Below are 22812 nucleotides of genomic sequence, written 5' to 3'. Positions count from 1 at the left end.
GATCGCTACTCCTTCTCGCTGGGAAGGCCGTTCGCCTCGACCTCGGGTGAGGTCCAGGCGACGACATAGGTCGCGGCACCGGCCCGCCGGGCGGGGGCGCCGTCACGCGCAGCATCCTGACCGATGACGGTGGCGGAACGCACGTCCCTCGCCACGGCCCGGCCGCCGACGCCGCCCGGGTCCGGATCGGGGGCCCCGGGTTCGCCGCCGTCCGGCCGGATCCGGCCGGAGGCGTCCACCGTACGCAATGCCACCCACCGGGAGCCCCGCGGGAGCGGCCCGTCGGGACCCTCCCCGTAGACGGTGACCCGGACCAGTTCGGGCGGAGCCTGCCCGGCCCAGTCGGTCGCCGCCCAGGCCCGTCCGGGCCGGTGCGGACCGTCGACGACGAACTGGCGCGGCCGGCCCGCGAGCCCGGTGCCCTCGGCCTTCGCCGCCGCCTCCTTCGCCGCCCACAGCCGGGTGAACCACAGCGCCCGGCGTCCCGGATCGTCGCCGGCGACCCGGTCGAGCAGGTCGCGTTCGACGGGGGCGAGGGCCGCCAGCTCGACGCCGGGCGCCCGGGCGACGATCTGCTCGATGTCGATGCCGACCGGCCCGTCCGCGGACACCAGCGCCACCGCCAGTTCCGGTTTGTGGGCCAGCGACACCCGCGGGGGGTCGCCGGCCGGGATGCCCGGCCGCGCCGGCAGGGCGCCGACCAGGGGGGCGCCCAGCTCGTCGTGCTCGATCCGGACCTCGATCCCCCAGACGGGCCCCGCGCCGCGCGCCCACAGCCAGCGCCGCACGGCGTCCTGGACGGCGATGCGCCCCAGCAGCCAGCCGCGCGCCGCCCGCGGGTTGAGTCCCGCGAGCCGGGCCCGGTCGGCGGAGTCGGCATAGTGACGCACGATCAGCTCGCGTGAGGCCGAATCGGACCAGCGGTCGAGCGCGACCACCCAGCCCTCGCCCGAGGGCTGGGCCACGGTGTGCAGCTCCGGGGCGCGGACCATCGCCCAGAGCACGTCGTCGTTGGCGAACCGCCGATCGGTCCAGGCCGACACCACCGCCCACAGCGACCCGTCCAGGCGACGCAGTTCGAGGTCGGCGGTCACCGTGCGGTCGGCGACCTGCCGGATCCGCACGACGCAGTCGACCAGGTCGCCCGCCACCGGCGCCGGGCCGTAGAAGCGCAGGTCGGACACCGACTGCGGGAGCAGCAGCGAATCCTCGGGCAGGTTCTCCATCGCCCAGTAGCCGAAGAGCTGCCCGGCGTTGTCCAGCAGCGCACCGGAGGCGGCCGGCACCCGCAGCCGTCCGCGGATCCCGGTCGCGCCGATCCCCTCGATGCGGTGGATGCCCTGGTATCCGGGGCCGTGGAAGAGGAAGTGACCGCCGTAGAGGTCGCTGCCCTGGTGGCGGGAGGGCTGCTCGCCGGGGAGGATCGGCCCGGTCGGGCCCACCGGCAGGTCCGCGGTGGCCGCGGTCGTCCGCGGGGACGGCGGATAGCCGTCGGCGAACACGACCGTCCCACGGGCGTACCCCTCGATGGTCACCCGGACCGCGTCCGCCCCCGCCGGGGTGAGGGTGACCGCCACCTCCACGGCGGGCTCGATCGCGAGCCAACGCAGCGCCCGGACGTCCCGCATGCCGATCGGCACCCGGCCCGGCATCAGCGCCGCGGCGTGCGCGATCATGAGTTCGAGTACCTCGGTCATCGGCACGACCGGGAACAGGTCGGACAGGTCGCGCCAACCCGGCGGCTGCCGGTAGAAGCAGTGGTCGATGATGTGCGGCATCGATGCCAGCGACAACCGGCGACGGACCGTCCGCGGCCCGGGTGCCGAACCACCACCGGACTCGACCGCGGCAGCCGCGCCGGCTCCGGCCGCGGCGCGGCCGGCGAGCTCGGCACGGCCGGCGGGCTCGGCACGGCCGGCGGGCTCGGCACGACGGGCGGGTGCGGCCGCGCCGGGTCCCCGGGAGGCGGTTGTGCCGGCTCCCCGGGGCGCCGGCACGCCGCCGGACCCACCGGCTGCGGGCACGGTGCCCACTGCGCCGGCCGCGGGCCCACCACGGCGTCGTGGCGGCGAGCCCGGCGGGGCGGTGGGGCCGAGCGCCCACCGGTCGACGACCGCGGACATCACCGCACCGGCGTCGGCAAGCGCCGCCCGCAGCTCGTCGAGAACCGGATGGCTACCGGCGGCGCGCAGAACAGGCAGAGCCGGATCCGCGTGGTCCGGACTCGGAAGGTCCGGGCCGGGGAGATCGGCGCCCACCGGTCCGCGGAGGGCCGGGCCCGCGGATCCAGGGAGATCCGGGGCAGGGAGATCCGGGACGAGGAGATCCCGGGCATGGAGATCCCGGGCATGGAGATCCGGTGCGAGGAGGTCCGCGGCCGCGGGTCCAAGACGCACCAACGGCGTGCCGAGGGTGAGCCGCACGGGGGTGCCCCGGCGCCGCGGCAGCTCGATGGGCCTCCCGGCGGCGGGCGTCGGGGCCGCTTGCGAGGCCGCGGCCGGAGTCGGAACCAGAACGGGGGCCTGAACCGGGCCCAGGGTCGGCTCGCCGGCCGGCGCCGTCGCCGGGGTGGCGGGTGGCTCCGGGCGGGTGCGGCAGGGCAGCAGGTCGAGCCGCGGGGCCGCGCCCTCCACCCACAGCGCGGCGGCCACCCGGCGCAACTGGTCCAGACCGGACCGTTTCGGGGAGTTCGTGACCAGCGCGATGTGGTCGTGTCCGGGCAGCGTGTTGTCGACGAACCCGGCGACGCTGCCCACGCCGACCTGGACGAAGGCGCGCACGCCGGTGTCGTGCAGCCGGCGGACGAGTTCCCGGAACCGTACGGGCTCGACGAGGTGGCGCAGCGCGAGCGCCCGGACGGCGTCGTGGTCGCGCGGGTAGGGCGCGACCGTCGTCGCCGACCAGATCGGGACCGTCGCCTCGACGAGGGTGACGCCGGCGAGGTTGGTCCGCAGCCGGTCCAGGTAGGGCTTCAGGAACGGGGAGTGGAAGCCGGAGCGGAACGGCAGGACCTGCCCGAGCACGCCGTCGCGGCGCAGCCGCTCCAGGGCCGTGCGCACGCTCGCCTCACGTCCGCAGATGATCGACTGGTGCGGGCAGTTGTCGTGGGAGACGACGACCTCACCGAGGTCGGCGATGACCTCCGCGGCACGCGCGGCGCCGCAGCCCAGAGCCCCGAAGACGACCCCGGGCACCTCCAGCACGGCCGGGTCGAAGCCGGCGATGAACGCGTCGGTGGACTCGCCGGTGATGAGCCCCCCGCTGATCATCGCGTTCCACTCGCCGATGCTGTGCCCGCCGACGAGGTCCGGGACGATCCCGAGGCGCCGCAGCGCCTCGTCGAGGATCCGCCCCACCTCGACGCTCGCGACGCCGTGCCGGCCGAGCATCCCGGTGTCGTCGAGGGCCGGGCGGGCCAGCCCGAAGTGCGCGCAGACGTCGTCGATGCGCGGGGAGAACTTGTCCTCCAGGCCGCAGAACAGGAACGCCGTGCGCCCGACGGGCGTCCCGTCGGCCCGGGCGGGGTCGAGCAGGCCGGCCGGGGTGAACCACAGGTCGTTGCGCCCTCGCCACGGGTTGCCCCGCCCCACGACCGTGCGGGCCAGGGCGAGCCGGCGCGGGTTCGGCGCCACCAGGGCGAGCCGCCAGGGGCCGCCGGCGGGCGGGTTCGCCGCGTCGTCCCGGTCGAGCAGCTGCGCGTCGTCGACGTCGAGCTGGGCGAGCAGCTGCGCCGGGCTGCTCCCGGCGAGCAACAGGACCGCCTCCGCGTCCGGATCGACCACCCGCGCCGCCGCCACCGACGCGGCAGTCGCCACCGGCGTGACGGTCGCCACCGGCGCGGTCGCGTCTGGCGAACCCGCCGGGGCGGCGACAGAGGTGACGGCGGGAGTGGCAGCCGGGGTGGCAGCGGGGAAGGTGCGGGCCGGGGTCGCCGGGGCGGTCGGCGGCGCCTCCTCGACGACGAGATGGGCGTTGATGCCGCCGAAGCCGAAGGCGTTCACGCCGGCGCGACGGGGACCGCCGCCCGCCGGGGTGTCCCAGTCGGTCGCCGCCCGCACCGGCGCGAACCGGCTGCCGGCGAAGGCGGCGTGCGGCTCGTCGCAGTGCAGGGTCGGCGGCAGCACCCGGTGGTGCAGGGCGAGTGCCGTCTTGATCAGGCCGGCCGCGCCCGCCGCCGGCATCGCATGGCCGATCATGGACTTGACCGAGCCGATGCCGATGTCCGCCCGCCCCGCGCCGCCCGTGCCGGCGTTGGCCGCCGTGCCGAAGATCCGGCCCAGGGTGGCGAGCTCCACCGCGTCGCCGGTCGGGGTGGCCGTGCCGTGCGCTTCGACCAGGCCGATCGCGCCGGGTGCCGTCGGGTCGAGCCCGGCGTCCGCCCAGGCGCGTCGCACGGCGAGGGTCTGCCCGTCGGCGGCGGGGGCCATCAGGGAGGCGGAGCGGCCGTCGCTCGACGTGCCGGCCCCGCGCAGCACCGCGTAGATGCGGTCGCCGTCGCGGCGGGCGTCGGCCAGCCGGCGCAGCACGAGCATGCCGACGCCCTCGCCGATGAGGATGCCGTCCGCCCGCCGGTCGAACGGGCGGATCGCCTCGCTCGGCGACAGCGCCCGCAGCAGGGAGAACACGCTCCAGAACGACGGTTCGTGGACGAGGTGGGCGCCGCCGACGATCATCGTGTCGGTGCGGCCGGAGCCGAGATCACGCATCGCCATCTCGACGGCGATGAGCGACGACGCGCAGGCCGCGTCCACGGTGTAGGCGGGACCGCGCAGGTCGAGCCGGTTGGCGATGCGGGACGCGGCGAGGTTGGGCACCAGACCGATCGACGCCTCGGGCCGGGCCGGGCCGAGCTGGGCGACGAACGCCTCGCGGACGCGTTCGACCGCGTCGGCGGGCAGGTCCGGCAGGACCTCACGCAGGGTGGTGACGAGCTGGCGGGAGGTGCGCACCCGCTGTTCGAGCCGGGCCACCCCGGATCCCACGTAGCCCCCGCGACCCAGCACCACGCCCACCCGCTCGGCGTCGCCGAGCCCGTCGGGCCCACCGGCGTCCGTGATCGCCTCGGCGGCGAGGCGCAGCGCCAGCAGCTGGTCCGGCTCGGCCCAGTCGACGGCGTTGGGCACGATGCCGAACGCCGTCGGGTCGAACGTCGCGAACTCGTCGACGAAGCCGCCGCGCCGGCAGTAGAAGCCGTCCGCGGCACCGATCGGTCCCGGGCCCGCCTCCGTGCCCGCGTCCCGCCGCGTGCCCGGCGCGGCGGGCGGCCGCTCGGGCGGGAAGTAGTCGTCGACGTCGAAGCGATCCGGCGGGAGCGCCTGGATCGCGTCGACCCCGCCGACGATGTTGCGCCAGAACGTGTCGAGATCGCCGGCGCCCGGGAACAGCGCGGACATCCCCACCACGGCGATCGGCGGTGCCCCGGACCCGCCCCCGGGGTCACGCATCGAACGCCTCCGCCTCGGCGCACATGTAGACGACCTGCGCCGGTCCGTCGGGCGGGCCGGCCAGCTCGCGCAGCAGCGCGGCGACGCCGTCGGCCGGGTCGATCAGGCCGATGCCGCGGCGGGCGTACTCGCGGGCGAGCTCCGCGGAGACCATCCCGCCACCCGCGGCGGTGGCCGGCGACGCCCAGGGGCCCCAGTCGACGCTGACGACCCGGCCGGCGAAGCGGCCGGCCGCCGCCCCCGCGAGCGTGTCGAGGGCGTCGTTCGCGGCGGCGTAGTCGGCCTGGCCGCGGTTGCCGAACACGCCCGCCACGCTGCCGAACAGGGCGACGAAGCCGACGTCGTCGCGCACCGCGGCGAGCAGGGCCCGGGCGCCGTCGACCTTCGTCCGGTAGACCCGGTCGAACGACTCGGGCGTCTTGTCGCGCAACAGCCGGTCGGCGAGGACGCCCGCGCCGTGCACCAGCCCGTCGAGGCGACCGTGGCGGGCGTAGACGTCGGCCACCACGGCGGCGACGGCCGCGCCGTCGCGCACGTCCACCGCGTGGTAACGCACCGAGGACGCGAGGCTTTGCAGGGTCGCCAACGTCGCCCGCACCTCCCGCTCGGCGAGCAGCCGGGAGACCCGGGCCTCGATCTCGGCCGGGCGGCGCACGCCGGTCTCGATCAGCGCGCGGCGCAGCGCCGGGGCGTCGGCCGCGCCCGCGGTGGCGGGGTCCTCCGGCCCCGTGGGCGCCGCGGTGCGCCCGACCAGCTCGACGGCGCACCCGCTGCGCCGGGCGAGCTCGACGGCGACCGCCGCGGTGATGCCCCGGGCGCCGCCGGTGAGCAGCACGACGGAGGACGGGCCCAGCCCGACGGGCAGCTCGCCGGCCCCATCGGCAGGCGCGGGCCGCACCCGCAGGGTGGCGCGCGCCCCGTCCCGGTAACCCACGACCAGCGGCCCGCCCGGGGTGAGCAGCTCGACGAGCAGGCTGTCCGCGATCCGGCGGGGCTCGTCCTTCGGCTCGACGTCGACCAGACGCAGCGCCAGGCCGGGGACCTCCCGGGCGATCGTGCGGACGAGGCCGGCGAGCCCCGCACCCGGCGTCGGACGGACGACGAACTCCCCGGCGTCGGCCCGACGGGCGAACTCCAGGGCGTCGACCGCGCTCGGGTTGGCCGTCGCGCCGGGGGCGGCGGCGCGGGACCGGCCGAACCGACCGCCGTTGCCGGTGACGACGAGCACCCGCCGGCTGCCGCCCAGGGCCGCGGCCCGTAGGGCGGGGAACGCGCCGGGCAGGATCGCGTGCTCGTCCGCGCCAGGGTCGGCCGACGCGATCCAGACGAGACCGTCGGCGCCGGCACCGGCCCGGATCTGGTCGACGAGGCCGGCGTCGGCGGCGGCGAGAATCCGTGCCTCGGCGCCTGCCTGCTCCAACCGGGTGGCGAGCGCCAGGCCGACCCCGAGACCACCCTCCACCAGGAGGAAGCGGGAGCCGGCGAGGTCGGCCGGCGCCGTGCCGGCCGGCGCGGGCAGGATCTCCGGCTCGACGACGAAGCGCCGCAGCGCCATCGCCCCGAGCGGGTCGCCGACCCCGTCGGACCCGGCGCCCGGGGATCTCCCGGCGGACACGCGAGATCCCTCGGACGCAGAAGACCCGACGGACTCGGGAGATCCGACGGACTCGGGAGATCCGACGGACTCGTCGGTGGTGGAGGCGCCGGGCTCGGTCCCGCCGGTGGTCGAACCGACGATCCAGTCGACGATGCCGCGGACGGTCTTGATCGCCGCCAGCTCCTCGACGACCTCCTCGTCCAACTCCCCCGAGCCCGCCTCCACCAGCCCCAACCGCTGCGCCAACTCCCCCAGGATCTCCGTCCGCTTGATCGAGTCGATCGACAGATCAGCCTCAAGATCCAGATCCGGCTCCAACATCTCCACCGGATAACCCGTCTGCTCCCCGATCACCCCCACCACCGCATCCGACACCGCCGACCGCTCCACCACCGCCGACCGCGCCGGCGGCGCGGAGTGGACCACCGGCGCGGAGTGGACCACCGGCGCGGAGCGGACCACCGGCGCGGAGCGGACCACCGGCGCCACAGCGGCCGAGGTGTGCGTGCCGTTCGAACCGACCCGGACCGTGGATGCCGTGGCACCACCGCCTGCCCCGGCATGGGCGGCGCTCGAGGCCGCCGAGGCGGACCAGCCCGTCACCGCACCGACGTGGGTTCCGTTCGACGTGGCCGGGCCGGACGACGCCGCCGGAGCCGCGGAGCCGCCGGCGGCGGCGAAGCGGTCCATCACCCAGTCGACGATGCCGCGGACGGTCTTGATCGCCGCCAGCTCCTCGACGACCTCCTCGTCCAACTCCCCCGAACCCGCCTCCACCAGCCCCAACCGCTGCGCCAACTCCCCCAGGATCTCCGTCCGCTTGATCGAGTCGATCGACAGATCAGCCTCCAGATCCAGATCCGGCTCCAACATCTCCACCGGATAACCCGTCTGCTCCCCGATCACCCCCACCACCGCATCCGACACCGCCGACCGCTCCACCACCGCCGACCGCGCCGCCGACGCCGCGGGGACGCCGCCTGCCGCGGGGACGCCGCCTGCCGCGGGGGCGCCGACCGGGGGCAGCGCCGCGTCCGCCGCGTCCGGCGCGGAGGCCGGCCTGGGCACCGCGGGAGTCACCGGCGCGGCGGTGCTTCGCGCCTGCTCCGGCTGGGCCTGGCGGGGGACCGCGGAGGTGGCCACGAAGCGGTCGACGCCGTCGACGCCGTCACGCGACGCCTGGCGGCCGGCACCGGTCGGGTCGTAGCCCAGGTAGCCCAGCACCACGTCGCGCTGCGCCGCGACCAGCTCTCGGGTGGTCCGCAGGAACTCCAACACCACGGCGTCCACCGGGCCGCCACCTCCAAGCTCGGGCAGTGCGGCGGCGAGGACCGCCGCATCGTCTGTCGGGTCAACGGGAACGAACGGTGGCGCCGGGTCCTGCGGGACGAATCCGCGCACGCCCGCGATCTCCGGACGCTCCCCGCCAGGAGCTGCCCGCGCCGCCGGAGCCGGACGGGCCGCGCCGGCCACCGCCGCTCCGGACGCCGCCGTTTCGGACACCGCCGTTTCGGACACCGCCGTTTCGGACACCGCCGCAGCGGTCCGTGCCACCGTCGCGGGGGACGCCACCGCGGGGGACGCTGCCGCCTGGGAGCCTGCCGCAGGGATCTCCGACGGCGCCGCGAGGCCGGGCCCCGCGGAGGCCACCGCGGCGGCCGCCTCTGGGCCGGCGGCGAGGGCCAGTCGGGTCGGCGGTCGCAGGGCGCCCGGCAGGAAGCGGCCGTCGGCGGTGCGCACGTAGGCCCCGTCGATCAGCCAGCCGGGCCGGCGCGGCACCTCCGCGTCGCTCACCACCCGGGCGTCGCGACCGGTGAACAGGGGCGCCGGGTCGACACCGACGCCGGCCGCGGCGAGCTCGGCGAGCGCGAGCAGCAACCGGCGCAGCCCCGGCTCCCCCGCGACGTCGGTGGCCACGACCCGGTGCGGCCGCCCGGCGAGGATCTTGCCGACGAGCTGCGAGAGCACCCGACCGGGGCCGGCTTCGACGAAGGTCCGCACGCCGGCCGCGTACATCGCCTCGATCTGCTCGACGAACCGCACCGGTGCCGCCACCTGGCCGGCGAGCGTCGCCCGCACCTGCTCCGGTGCCGTCGGATACGGCTGGGCGGTCGTGTTGGACCACACCGGCAGCGCCGGCGCGGCGACGTCGAGGGCGTCGAGGCGGTCGGCGAGCGCCCCGGCGGCCGCGGCCACGACCGGGCTGTGGAACGCGCAGGCCACCGGGATCGGCCGGGCGGTGAGGCCGGCGCGGCCGAGGGCGGCCACGGCCTCGGCCACGGCGGCGGTCGGCCCGGAGATCACGCTCTGCCGCGGGGCGTTGTGGTTCGCGACGACGGCGTCGGCCGCGACGCCGTCGAGCGCCTCGCGCACGCGTTCGACGGACGCCTGGACGGCGGCCATCGTGCCCGGGTCGTCCCCCGCCGCGGCGAGGATCGCGGCGGCCCGCGCCTCGCTCAGGCCGACGAGGTCGGCTCGGTCGAGGGCGCCGGCGGCGCACAGGGCGACCAGTTCACCGTAGGAGTGCCCGCCAACGTGGTCCGGACGGACACCGAGCCCGGTGAGCAGATCGTGCACGGCCAGGCCGGCGAGGCCGAGCGTCGGCTGGGCCGCCCGCGTGTCGGTGATCGCCGCCGCCTGCTCGGCCTTCTGCTCCCGGGTGAACGCGGCCGGCGGGAACATCGTGTCGGCCCACTGGGGGGCCAGGTCGAGCACGGCACGCAGCCGGGGGAAGGCGACGAACAGATCCGCGAGCATGCCCGGCCGCTGGCTGCCCTGGCCGGGGAACAGGAAGGCGGTCTCGCCCGGCTCGGCGTCGTCGCGGACGAACAGCCCGGCGCGCGGGTTCGCCGTGAACGTCCGCGCCGCCTCGATGGCGGCGGGCAACCCGTCGAGATCCTCGGCGACGAACGCGACCTGCACCGGGCCGCCACCGGCCGCGCAGGTGGTGCGGGCCAGGTCCCGCAGGCGGAACGGCCGCCCGGCACCGTCGTTCGTCGTGACCAGGGCGGCGAGGCGATCCAGCGCCCGGCCGGCGGCCGCCCGGTCGGCGCCGCGCACCGCGAACAGCTCCGCGGGCCAGTGGTCCAGGCCGTGGGCGGGTTCCGGGCCGCCGTCATAGGCGGACAGCACGACGTGGAAGTTGGTCCCACCGAAACCGAACGCCGACACCCCGGCGTGGCGCTGGCCGGCGGGTGCCGCCCAGGGCTTGGCGGTCTCGTCGAAGTAGAACGGGCTGGTCTCGCCGTCCCAGAAGGCGTTGGGGGTGTCGATGTGCAGGGTCGGCGGGCGCACGCCGGTCTCGACCGCCTTCGCCACCTTGATCAGCCCGGCCAGGCCGGCGGCGCACTTGGTGTGCCCGATCTGCGACTTCACCGAGCCGACCGCGCACTGGCCGGGGGTGGCGCCGTGGTCGGTGAACACCTCGGTGAGGGTGGCGAGCTCGGTACGGTCGCCGACGACCGTACCGGTGGCATGCGCCTCCAGCAGGCCGACGTCCCTCGGCGAGATGCCGGCCCGCGCGTAGGCCCGTTCCAGGGAGAGCACCTGGCCGGCCTTGCGTGGCGCGGTCAGCCCGAGCGCGCGGCCGTCGGAGGAGCCGGCGACGGCCCGGATGACCGCGTGGATGCGGTCGCCGTCGCGCTCGGCGTCGGCGAGCCGCTTGAGCACGACGACGGCGACGCCCTCGCCCAGGCTGGTCCCGTCCGCGCCGGAGTCGAAGCTGCGGCAGCGACCCTGCGGCGACAGCGCGTGCACCGAGGAGAACAGCAGGAAGTCGTGGGCGCCGGCGTGAGTGTCCACCCCGCCGCAGAGCACCAGGTCGGAGCTGCCGGCGAGCAGCTCCTTGCAGCCGGCGTCGAGCGCGGCCAGCGACGAGGCGCACGCCGCGTCGACGGTGAAGTTCACCCCGCCGAGGTCGAGCCGGTTGGCCACCCGCCCGGCGATGACGTTCGCCAGCATGCCGGGGAAGGAGTCCTCGTCCAGCTCCGGCAGGAACTCCTCGAGCTCGGCGGGCAACTGCCCGAGCAGGCCCGGCCACAGCGAGCGCAGCCCGTAGGCGCCGGACAGGTCGGTGCCGGCCTCGGTGCCGAAGACGACCGAGGCGCGGGAGCGGTCGAACGGCCGACCCTCGCCGGCCGCCTTCTGCCCGGTGTCGTAGCCGGCGCTACGCAGCGCGCGGGTGGCGACCTCGAGGGCGAGCAGCTGGCTGGTCTCGATGCTGCGCAGCGACCGCGGCGGGATGCCGTAGGCCAGCGCGTCGAACGGGACCTGCGGGAGGAAACCGCCCCACTTCGACGGGGTGCGGCGCCCGGCGTCCTTCACCACCGCGTCGGCGGAGTAGTACACCTCGGGATCCCAGCGATCGGCGGACACCTCGCGAATCGCGTCGTTGCCGGCGACGACGTTCGCCCAGAACGTGGCGAGGTCGGGAGCGTCGGGGAAGATCGCGGACATCCCGACGATCGCGATGTCGAGAGGCTGGCCGGCGGGACGGGAGCCCGCCGTCGCCGTCGCCGTCACCGTCGCCACCGTAGCCGCCACACCCACACCCGCATCCACGCCCGCACCGGTACCCTCACCCGCCATGTCCGCCTCGTCTCCCTCGCCGCCCGCCGGGCGTCGCGTGCCGTCGGCCGACCCGACCGCGGGCTCCTGCCCGGCCGGCACGCCGAGTTCGGCGGCCCGGTCGGCGAGACCGGCGGTGGCCCGCGTGGTCACCTCGTCGTGCAGGGCGGCGACGCTCGTGCGGTCCGAGCGCAGGGCCGCCACCTGGCCGATCATGAACATGCCGTCCCGAGCCTGCACCGCCGGGTCGACCTGGACGACCTCGGCGCCGTCGCGGAGCAACCCCTTGCTGGCCACCCGCAGCCGGCCGAGGTTGAGCGCCTCCAGCTCCTCCCACATCTGCTGGCGGGGGGTGGCGGCGGCGAGCAGCTCACGGCGGCGGTCGAGGAAGGTGTGGACGTAGGCGGACTCGACGCACCGGGTGGCGTGCCCCGGAGAGGTCTCCAGCAGCACCGTGCGCTCGCAGTCGAGGGCGGCCTGTTGGAAGCCGGGCAGGATCGCGCCGGAGGCGACGGCCTCGTCGGTGAACAGGTACGCCGTGCCCATCAGCACGCCGATGCCGGCGCCCCGTTCGGCGAGCGGGGCCGCCGCGGCGGCGACCATGGCCGCCGAACGGGCGTCGTGCACCCCGCCGGCGAACAGCAGGTGCAGGCCGGCGAAGAAGTCCGGGCCGGCCTGGTCGCTCTCACCGAACGCGAGCAGCCCCGCGATCTGCGCCTCCCACAGGGGGAAGCTCGCCCGCGGCCCGACGTGGCCGCCGCACTCCCGCCCCTCGAAGACGAACTTTCGGGCCCCGTCGGCCAGGAACCGGTGCAGCAGGCCCGGGGACGGCACGTGCAGGAACGTGTCGATACCGGCCGCCTCCAGCGGCGCCGCCTGCGCCGGCCGGCCGCCGGCCACGATCGCGCACGGCGGGCGGATGTCGCGCACGGCGGCGAGCTGTGCGTTGCGCAGGGCCGCCGGGGCGAAACCGAGCACGCCCACCCCCCACGGCGCGTCCTGGAGCAGCTCGGCGGTCTCCGTCAGCAGCGTGCGGCAGTCCTCGCCGCTCATGAGCGCCAGGGCGAGGAACGGCAGGCCGCCCTCGTCGGCGATCGCGCGGGCGAACGCCGCCCGGTCGCTGACCCGGGTCATCGGTCCCTGCGCGACGGGATGCCGCAGCCCCCGCGCGGCCGCGAACGGCGCGCCGACGGCCAGCGGCCGGGTGCGGGTGGCGGCCGCGATGCCGTCCCGGATGCCCTCGCGCACCGCCCGCACCACCCCGGCGGCGCTGACGTGCCGGTCGGCCAGCGTGGCGGCGAAGGCGCCGTCCTGGCCGATCGGGAGGAACTGTTCGACCAGGTCCCGGGCGCCAAGCCGGGCCGCGACCGCGGCGGCCGCGGGAGCAGTGACCGCGGCGGCGGTGACAGCGCCGTCCGAGGCGAGTTCGCCGCCGGTGTCCCGCAGGTCCGCGGCGGGCCGCTCCAGCCGGCCGGCGAGGGCGGCGATGGGCAGATCGGGCCGGACGTAGAGCCGGTGCCCGGCGTGCAGGATCGTCTCGCTGCCGTCCATGGCCCGCACGGCGGCGGCCACCTGCTCGGGCAGCTCCACCTCGCGGACCAGGGCTAGCTGGGAGTCGAGCACGACCCCCGCCGCACCGCCCGCCACCGCCGCCGCGGCCGTCGCGGGGCCGATCCCCCCGGCGGCGAAGACGGGCACCGCGCCGCCCGCGCCGTCCCGCAGCCCGGCAGCAAGCAGGTGCTGCAGCAGGGTGAACGTGGTCAGGTCACCGACGACACCGCCGGACTCGTTGCCCCGCGCGACGAGCCCGACCGCGCCGGCCGCGACCGCGCCCCGGGCCTGCGCGACCGAGGTCACCTCCGCCCACACCCGCCGGCCCCGCCGGATCAGCTCCGCCGGCTCCCAGCGCCGGTCGGTTCCCGGGCCGCCCGCCGCGGCGGGATCGCCGGCCGAGGAACCGTCCGGTCGGGGGGCGAGCACCACGAGATCCACCGCGTCGGGCAGCTCGTCCGGGTCGACCGGGCAGTCGGCGGCGACCCGCACCCCGAAGTGTCCCGGCGTCCAGCGGATCGCATCCCGCAGGGCGGCGCGCGCCACCCGCGCCGAGCGCCCCAGGTCGAGGACGCCGAGACCTCCGGCCCGCGTGACGGCGGCGACGAGAGCGGCGGCGGGCTCGGCGAACGGTGTGATCACGACGACAAGCTCGCGTGCGTCGAGGGGGTCGAGGGGGTCAAGCGCGTCGGAGCCGGCCGGGGAGGCCTCGGGTGACACGCGGGGTGCGGTGGTCATCGGCAGGTCCTCCTGGCAGGTCGCGGCCGGGGGCAGGGTGATGAGGGGGACGAACTAGTCCGGGTCACAGGGCCCGCCGAGGCCGTCCGATCGTCCGACCGGTCCCGCGCTCCCGACGCGCGGCCCGTCCCCGAGTCACCACAAGGCCATATCCAGGACAAGAGGCACACCCACCAAACCAACGTGATGGACACGTTCCGGACGACGGGATCGTCCACATCATCGGTGACCTCCTGGCCGGTGCCGCTGGGCGACAGACGTCCCGGGGAAGCTACATCTGCACTGACTACGCGGAAAGCGAACGGACCCCCAACAACTCTCGCGGAACTGATGCGCCGGACCGTCGGGGCGACCGACCTGCTTAGCCGATCCGACACCGTCAACGTGCGCGGAATACTAGTCGGCTCGGTCCGGAGCACTGCACGGTGGCAGGCCAAAGTCGCGATCACACACGCGTTGGAGAGCGGCCGTGATCGCCGTGACCTGGTCGGGACCCCTTCGGCCCAGCGGTTCCCTCGCCGCCGGACATCGCCGGTGATGTCGCGGATCGGGATTACGCAGAGCCCGCGCGGATGTGCACCGGGCGACCTCATCAATCCCGGTGACGATCGGCGGAGGTCACAAATTGGTAGCACGCAGGGCGGTATCCCGGACCGCCGAACCCGGCGGTTTCCATTCGACTTCGGTCGGCTAAAGGGGTGATGAACAGTCGAGGCCACATTCCGCGGACAGGTACCGGCACTCGCAAGCCCACAAAAAAACGGAAGCGAGACTGGCACCGCGGGAGGTATCGAACCACGGGTGTGGAGCATCCGGAAATCGATCGTGGTAACCGCCGGCCGGGTCAGTCACCGGCGGTCGGGTGGCCCCTTCGGGCCCCACCCGGCTAGCGAGGGACACGGGTCAACCTAGTCACAGTGTGCCATCAGCCGCAAGCGAGGCCGAGCGGAAAGATGTCGGCGCTCATCACCGTGCCACCCAACCGGACCTGCCTGCTACGACCAGCGAGGACCAGCATCCCACAGATGGGGCATGACGCGCATCTTACGCAGAAGCCACAAAAATAATGATCTACGCCAATCGGGCGAGATGGAACCGGCCGAGCCCGCCGATGGGGCCCCGGCCAGCGCTTCCTCGGCGGCCCCGGTTCTCGGGGCGGGGCGGACGGTATCCGAGGCCCCCACCCGGGCAAGGCGCGGCGGCGATCCACCACGGGCGGTTACCCGAGCTGCGCGCGGGAAGCGCGTTGCGGTGCGTTCCGCACGATCCTCAGGCTCAGACCGTGCAGAACGCACCGCAGTCCGCCACCCGCCACGCCACAGCTCGGCTCGGCTCGGGCTTCGTTCTGGGCATTGGCGGCGCGACCGCAGTGACAGGCGGTACGAACGGCAGCGGACAGGAACGGGCGGCCGCCGACGGCGCTGCGCGGGAACTCAGGACGACCGGAAGGGTCGGCGGCAGCAGACAGGGCGCGGCGCCGCGCGTGGAGCGGGACACCGGGGCCGCCCGGGCCGGGCGAACCCCGGACATGACGCGACCGCGGGTGGCGCGGCCGGTCTCGGCCCGCGCCACCCGCGGTTCGTCGGAACTCAGTTGTCGAGGCGCGCCCGTGGCGCGTCGCGTCGCGTCGGTGCGCCGGACTTCCGCCCTGTGGGCGGGCCGACCGGCCTGCGGGCCCCATGGGTCGATGGGCACCTGGCGCCCACGCCGTCGCGGCACGGGCCGGTCTCCTCGCCGGGCATGTCCGGCCTGGTAAGGCTGCCGGGCAGGCCCGGCGTTGTGCCGACCGGTGGACGACCGGCCGGCATGAGGACCGCCGCCGCAGCCAAGCACCGGCCTCCGAGGTCCGACTTGGAGCCCGACCTCCGAGGTCCGACATCGGAGCCCGACCTCCGAGGTCCGACATCCAGAGTCCGGGGTGGGAGCGGCGGCAAGGGGCGGGGGCAGGGTGCCGGGGCGGCAGCGGGCCGCGGACGCGCGACCTCGAACCGTGACCCGCCGCGTCCGGACGCTGTCGGGGAGCTCCGACGGTCGGGTCAGTTCCTCAACCGGCGAGTCAGGGCCGGGGCGGGCTGGGGGGCGCGAACGCGCTGGTCTCGCGTTGCCAGGCGATGGCGAGCTGCGTGCGGTTCGAGCATCCCGTCGCCACGAGAGCGTGGGTGAGGTGGTGCTTGACCGTGTCGATGCTGATGCACAGCGCCTCGGCGACCTGCCGGTTGGACCGGCCCTCGGCGACGAGTCGCACCACGTCCCGCTCGCGGGCGGACAGCCGTCCCGCGACGGACGGGCCGGGATCGGTACGGATGTAGAAGCGCAGCAGGTTGCCGAGATGGCGGCCGAGGACGGCGCCGACCGCCCGGTCCCGCGGGCCGAACGCGCCCGGCCGCGAGTCCAGCAGGGAAATAAGCGCGCCCACGTTCGACGGGCCGAACAGGCGCACGAGCAGCTTGGCGTGGATGCCGTGCGCGCGCAGGAAGCGCTCGAGGCGCATCCGCACCTCGGGACGCTCCGGAACGCCCAGGTCGTCGAGGGTGGCGAGGCCACGCTCGCGGACCGAACGCAGGCTTTCCGGGTTGCTCAGCGCCTCCAGCTCCCGGTAACGCTCCATGTACGGGCCGGCGAGGCGCAGGGCGAGGCCCCGGCCGGTGGGCCGGGCGTCCTGGAACGCCGTCTCGATCGAGGAGCCCAGGAAGAAGGCCGAATGGCGATAGCCCAGGTGGCGGGCCATGCCGTCGAGGGCCAGTTCACGGAAGGAGGCGAGCGAGGAGGCACGCTCGCAGTCCTCCACGACGCGCAGGATGCCGCGCAGCTCGGCCGCGCCGAGTGCGAGGTCCCGCGGCATCGGGGCGCCCGCGCGGGCGGCCATGCCGGGGCGCATCGGCGCACCCGGAGCGGTCCGGGCGGCGGGCGCGCCCGGGACCTCACCGCGTCCCATGGGGGACCCGGTCAACGGGGGCCCGGAGCGGGGATGCGACAATTGACGAGCAGCAGCGCTTCCCGTGCTCGTGGTCGGTGCGGGGTGCCGTGCTGGCGCCGCGCGATGTGGGGTCGTCGGCGGAGCGGGTGAGCTCGCCGAGGCTCGCCTGGCGATGTGACCCGCCATGCCTATCTCGGTGGATGTGTCCACGGTCACGCCGATTCGCGGCCGATGGGGCGCGTCCTCGCCGATAGCATCGGTCGAGCGGGGAACTCGGTCGGTCACGCGTGCCTCCGGGGGTCAGACTCAGAATCAAACCGGGCGGTAGCCCGGCTGTGGCGATGCCACCGGGTGAATTTCCGGTGAAGATGGACATGTTCGGCAAGCGTAGGGCCCACCTCCCTCGCTACGCCACCAGTTGCCCGCGCCCCTCATGCGCGCTCGAGCCAAACCCACCGCTTCGGTGGGAGAATCGCGCCCCCAACCCGGCCATATATTTCCCGGGCCGCCACCCTCGCGCGTGAAGCGACCACTTCGCGTGATTTTTCCCTCCCGGAACCATCCCCTAAACGGGCCACCTCGCTAGCGGTATGCGGGCCCTGCGGCCCCCCGCTCGCCCCGCCCAGGCCGGGATCCAGCCCGTCGACGGGCAGACGGCGCCACGGACGCGAAACGTTCCCGCTGCCCGTCACCCTCCACAATGGGTGACCACCCACCCACTAAGTGCCTCGCCAGCATGGGCCATCGTCACCGAGGGTATTGATATAAGCGTCCCACCGTTTCGGCAGGTGCACCTCCGCCGGTCCCCCGCGAGGTCCCACGCCCACGACGCATCCCGCCGCATTCGCGAAGACCCGGTACGGTCTCGCGCCACCGATGCCCTCCCGCCGAAGCCGGGCGACCGGCGACCATCCCGGTCCGCCACCGCCCCGCGCGCGGGACGAACGAGGTGAACAACTGATGACCCTGGGTCTGTCGGTCTTCCTGGTTGTGGTGGGTGCCACGTTGCGATATGCCCTGACATGGCGAGTAGTCGGGGTAGATCTCCCGGTTCTGGGGCTGATTCTGATGGTCGCGGGGATCGTCATCTCGGTCATCTGCGTGCTCCGCGCCGTCGTGCCACTCCCGACGCGGGCCGCGACTCGCGAACGCGGCGCCGGCCTGCGCAGTTGGCCCGCCGACGCCGACGGCCGGGGCCCGGCGGGCGGTCGGCCGCCGCGTCGGACGATCCCGATGGCCGACGGCCGACAGGGGGGAATCGTGCGGCCCGCACCCGTCGATTCCCTGACCGTTCCAGATGCGCCCGGCGTCGCCGCCTCGTTCCCCGTCTCGGCTGCGGACGCGGACGCATTCTCGGAGCCGTATCCGGACCTTGCGCGACACCCGTATCTCAGGCTGGAACAACACGTGTTCGGCGACCGGGCCGAAGCCGACGAGCCGGTCGAGCACCGCGACGAAGCCGGGATCTGAGTCGACCGAGGCCGTCTTCAGCGCGTCAGGTCCTGGACCGGCTCGCGGCAGGCCCAGGACCGGCTCAGAGCAGGTGGAGTTCGCGGGCGCGGTGCACCGCGTCCCGGCGCCGCGGCACGTCGAGCTTGCGGTAAATGCTCTTCAGGTGCGTCTTGACGGTGTTCACCGAAACGTAGAGCTCGGCTGCGATCTCGGCGGTCGTCAGCATCGTCGGCAGATAACTGAGAACCGCGAGCTCCCGATCGCTGAGGCGGTCGCCGGCCGCCGGGCCCCCGCCGGGCCGCCGCCGGGCCGGTTCCCGGGACCACCGGTCCGACGCCTCGGGCGCTGACGCGCGCGGTGGCGTTCCACGGACCGGGCCCAGGTGCGGACCCGGATACGCGCCGCCGGGGGACCCGGGCGGCGGCGGGCGGCGCCAGTCGGGGGCGCCCGTGCTGCCGCGCGCACCGCCCCGGAGGTGGGGCGAGCCCGCTCCCACCGCCGGCGGGCCACCGACGCCCGGTGCCTTGGGCGAGCCGACGACGGGCGTCCCCCGCTCGGGCTCCGACCGGCCGGGCGGCGGCGCGTACCCCCCGCTCGGCCGGGAACCGCCACCGTGGCCGGCGCCGGCTCGCCCCGGCGGCGTGTCGCCGGATGCCGGCCAGGGCAGCCGACCGCCCGCGGCCGCGGGCCGGGCCGGCGGGACCGACCGGGCTGGAGCGGGCACCAGCACGCTCGAACCCCGTGTCCCGGTCTCCGGCGCGATCCGGCGCTGGTCGACGCCGGGCCTCGGGGGGATCTCGGCCTCCGCGACCACCCAGGTGCCGCCCGCACCGGGCCCGCCGGCCGGCCCACCTCCGCTCGCCCGGCCGGCTCCGCCCACCAGACCATCTGCACCCACCAGGCCATCTGCACCCACCAGGCCACCTGCGCCTGCCCGGCCGAGCCCGCCGAGCGCGGCAGGTCCACTGGGCGCGGCGACTCCGCCCGTCGCAGAAACTCCGCCTGCCGAAGGGGCTCCGCCTCCCGAAGGGGCTCCGCCTGCCGAAGCGGCTCCGCCTGCCGACATCGCTCCACCGCCCGGTCGGTCGCCGGGCGCCGCCCGCCATGCCGCGGCACTCGCGGCCGACGCGGCCGCGGCACGCAGGGTGTCGACGAACTCGGGATGGGCGGCGGCCAGCCCCGGATGCGCGTCGAGCAGCGCCAGCAGTTCATCGCCAAGATCGAGAAAAGGCGCGGCCAGTCCCTCGTCCTCGGCGAGGATCAGGGCCCGGGCGAGCAGCCCGGTTGCCCGAGCATGATCGTTTCGGCGGGCAGCCGCGACGGCCGCGAGCGCGCAGGCGGCGACGACCGGACCGCCCCCGCCGCCGTCGGCGCGCAGCAGGCCGGCGACCGCGTTCTCGGCCGCGTCCAGATCCGCGCACCCAAGATCAGCCCGTGCCATGGCCAGCGCCAGGACGTGGTCCGGGCGCCGGCCGTCGACGGGGCGCCCCAGCACCTGCCGCGCGGCCTGGGCGTTGCCGACCGCGAGCAGCAGGTCGACCTCGACGGCCTGCCACAGCGACACACACAGCGGCGGCCCGGCCGGATGGCCCCGCCCGCCGAGCAGGCGGCGGGCGGCACGAACGTCGTCCGGACGACCCCGCCGGCACCGTGACCGCGCGTCCAGCACGACCACGAGATCGAACAGATGCGGCGGGTGCCCAGGCCCCAGCCCGGACCGGGCAGCCTGGAGATGGCCGACCGCCCGCTCCCCGTCGGCCCGGGCGATGGCCACCATCGCCATCGCGAGATGTGCCTCGACCACACCGGTCACTCCCGGCGGACAGGCGACGACCCCATCACCTTCGGTCGCGCAGAGCTCCTCGGCGAGCACGGAGACGGAACCAGTCGTCACGTCGCCCCCTCCCACCGTGGTCACGGGACGGGTCGCCTCGGCGGGGCGGTCGCTCGGCTCTCCGACCGCGGCGAAGACCACCGCGGCCGCCGACTCGGCCAGACGAAGCCGGCCTCGCAGCGCGTAGGCGAGTGCCAACGCGCCGGCCGCGGACATCTCGACCATCCGGGCGCCCGCCAGCCGGGCCGTCTCGACCGCCTCGGTCAACGCGTCCACCGCAGGCTCGGCCCGGCCGAGCCACAGCTCTGCCCGCCCCCGCCCGCACCAGGCCAGCGCCGTGACGATCCCGCCGAGACGATCGTCGTCCAGGTCGGACGAGCCGAGCGGCCACGCCGGGCCCCGGCGGTCCGGCCGACCACCCTCACCACGGGCCAGGGTCGGTGCGACGCGAGCGGATGACGGCAGGTCGCCACGCCCGGCGGGCCGATCGGCGGGGCCGGTGGCCTGCCCGTCGCTGCGGGCGGGGTCGCCGGCGCGCGAGGGCACGCCCACCCGCCGGCCGGCACCCCGCCGCTGGCCGGCGCCGCCTTCCGGGCCGCCGCGCAGCAGGCGACGCGCCACCCCGAGCATCTCCTCGCCCGCTCCCGCCAACTCGGCCCGACGCAGCTCGACGAGATCAGCCTGGGTGGACAGCGAACGACGCCGGGGAACCGCCGCCGCCGCGATCGCCGCGCGCGCCATCTCCAGGCACCGGGTCGCCTTCGCCACCCGGCCGTGACGGAGATGCCCGACCGCGGCGACCAGCGCGCATTCGGGCGCCCACGATGCCCACGACGCCGGCATCGTCGCGAGGGTCGGTTCGAGCCCGAGCGCGCCGCCGGACAGCGCGTCCACCACCCCGACGCCGTCGACGAGCAGGCAGGACGCGTACCACCAGTCCCCGGCCCACGCCGCATGCCGCACCGCCTCGGCCGGCCGGCGGTGCGCGGCGAACCACAGCGCCGCTCGCAGATGCAGCTCGTCGACGTCCTCCGTGCGGTCCCGGGTCAGCTCGGCGCGCAGCAGCGCGGCGAACAGCCGGTGGTATCGGAACCGGATCCCGTCGCGGTGCGCCACCACGAAGCCCGACTGTTGCTCGATCTCCGCGAGGACCTGCGACGGGATGGCAAGGTCCGCCTCGCCCACCACGGCGTCGGCGAGCGGACCGGTCATCGACTCCAGCACGCTGGTACGCAGCAGAAAGCGGTGGACCGCCGGGGGTTGGCGGGCGAGCAGTTCGGCGCGCAGGAACTCGGCGATCTCCGGTATCGCGACCAGCGAGGCCGACGGCGGATCCGGATCCGCAGCCCGCAGCCGCCCCCCGAACGGCGCCCACTGCGGCGCGGAGGCCGACGACGCCCACGGCGAGGACGCTCCGGCCCGGCCACCGGCGCGCTCTGCGCCGAGCGCGCCGCCGAGTCGGGCTGCCGCCCCGCGCCCCAGGGCGCCCGCCGCCAGGCGCACGCCGGCCGGCCATCCTTCGGTGGCGTGCAGCAGGCCGCCGACCAGCGCCGCCGTCGCCGACACCCCCTGCGCCCGCAGGAGATCCGCGGCCTCGGACCGGGTGAACGCCAGCGCGTCGGCATCGATCTCGGTGACGTGCCCGGCGGCGCGCAGCCGGTGCAGCGCCACCGGCACCGTCCGACCCACCAGGATCGTCCGGGCACGCTCACCGGCCTCGTTGACCAGGAGCTCCAGCCCGTCGAGGTCGCTGCCCCCGCGCAGGAGGTGGACGTCGTCGAGGACGAGCACGAACGGCGCCGGCAGGTCCGCGAGCAGGTTGGCGAGCTGCCGGTAGCCGTGGTCGGACGGGTGGTGCGCCGCGGCGGCGCCGGGACGGGCGAGGTCGGCGCCGGCCGGGATGAGCCCGGCGCGGCCGAGACCGTGCAGCAGCTGCGGCCACAACGGCACAGTCGGACCGCCGGGAACGGCCGGCGTCGCCGCCGGATCAACCCGGATCCAGACGAGCGGTGGCTGCGCGGGCCGAGCGGCGGCCCAACCGGCGAGCAGCGTCGTCTTGCCCCACCCGACCGGGGCCCGGACCACGGTGAGCGGACGCCTCACGGCCTCGTCGAGTGCCTGGCGCAGTCGGGGCCGGTCGAGGCAGTCGGGCGGGGGTGTCGGCACGACGAAGTGACCGCGTACCAGGGGCAGGCCGGCGGTCACGACGGGCCGGGGCGCCGCACGGCCGCCCGGACGGCTCACGGTCTCGTCCGGACGAGCCCCGTCCTGATCCGGATCGGGGATGACGCCGCTCGGTCCGGGCAGGGAGTCCCGACCGGGCAGGGAGTCCCGACCGGGCACCGGGCCCAGACCAGGCACAGGGCCCAGACCGGGGGCGCCCTCGGCCGAGCCGAGAGGGGCCCGGTGGGCGGCTGCAACGGGACGGGGCGGGACAGCACCGGGCACCCGTGACTGTTCGTCGAGCATTCCACACCACCCCCACGGCAAGTTACCCTTGGTAGTGGTACAGCTACTCAGCCGTATGGGCAACCTGTTGTCCACCGGCGGTGACACCATCGCGGGCCAAGCACTGGGCAGGCCGGACGGGCCCGGACAACTCGGCGTGTGACCGTTCCCCGAGCCGACATCCGCGACGCCGCCAACGGTGGACAGCTCGGCGGCGAGCCGACGAGGAGCGGGGGCACCAGGTCAGGGACCCGCGTTCGGGTGT

The 22812-nt window shown here is 75.8% G+C and carries 5 protein-coding genes; 1 reads left to right on the top strand and 4 read right to left on the bottom strand.

Translation table 11 applies throughout. The annotated features are described in order from the left end of the window. Positions 1 to 5: 5 nt before the first annotated feature. The 3 genes from FRAAL_RS06720 to FRAAL_RS06710 form a co-directional block, all read right to left on the bottom strand. Positions 6 to 5444 carry a type I polyketide synthase gene (locus FRAAL_RS06720; protein WP_011602738.1) on the bottom strand — a complete coding sequence of 1813 codons (5439 nt, stop codon included), beginning with the start codon at positions 5442 to 5444 and terminating at the stop codon, positions 6 to 8. Then, complete coding sequence (locus tag FRAAL_RS06715) at positions 5437 to 13896, bottom strand: type I polyketide synthase (protein ID WP_011602737.1); 8460 nt, start codon at positions 13894 to 13896, stop codon at positions 5437 to 5439. Before FRAAL_RS06715 ends, FRAAL_RS06720 begins: the two co-directional genes overlap by 8 nt. 2056 nt (positions 13897 to 15952) lie before the next feature. Then, a complete protein-coding gene (locus tag FRAAL_RS06710) occupies positions 15953 to 16831 on the bottom strand; it encodes a helix-turn-helix transcriptional regulator (protein ID WP_041938938.1) in 879 nt (292 codons plus the stop codon). A 942-nt stretch (positions 16832 to 17773) separates the two neighbouring features. Here FRAAL_RS06710 and FRAAL_RS06705 point away from each other — a divergent pair. Next, positions 17774 to 18283 (top strand): hypothetical protein, encoded by a 510-nt coding sequence (locus tag FRAAL_RS06705; protein ID WP_193790325.1) that lies wholly within the window; start codon positions 17774 to 17776, stop codon positions 18281 to 18283. A 64-nt stretch (positions 18284 to 18347) separates the two neighbouring features. On the opposite strand, the gene FRAAL_RS32810 is transcribed toward FRAAL_RS06705, so the two are convergent. Beyond that, positions 18348 to 22442: a winged helix-turn-helix domain-containing protein gene (locus FRAAL_RS32810; protein WP_050997029.1), complete on the bottom strand. Its 4095-nt coding sequence runs from the start codon at positions 22440 to 22442 to the stop codon at positions 18348 to 18350. Positions 22443 to 22812: the final 370 nt, after the last annotated feature.

Origin of the sequence: Frankia alni ACN14a (assembly GCF_000058485.1) — a bacterium.
Taxonomy (GTDB): Bacteria; Actinomycetota; Actinomycetes; order Frankiales; family Frankiaceae; genus Frankia; species Frankia alni.
The sequence above is the reverse complement of the archived record's forward strand: the minus strand, read 5'-3'. Positions and strand labels throughout refer to the sequence as shown.

What these genes read in the sequence shown, in the direction of transcription:
- FRAAL_RS06710 (WP_041938938.1), bottom strand. Translation starts at nt 16,831, where the DNA reads ATGGGACGCGGTGAGGTCCCGGGCGCGCCCGCCGCCCGGACCGCTCCG.
- FRAAL_RS06705 (WP_193790325.1), top strand. Translation starts at nt 17,774, where the DNA reads ATGACCCTGGGTCTGTCGGTCTTCCTGGTTGTGGTGGGTGCCACGTTG.
- FRAAL_RS06720 (WP_011602738.1), bottom strand. Translation starts at nt 5,444, where the DNA reads ATGCGTGACCCCGGGGGCGGGTCCGGGGCACCGCCGATCGCCGTGGTG.
- FRAAL_RS06715 (WP_011602737.1), bottom strand. Translation starts at nt 13,896, where the DNA reads ATGACCACCGCACCCCGCGTGTCACCCGAGGCCTCCCCGGCCGGCTCC.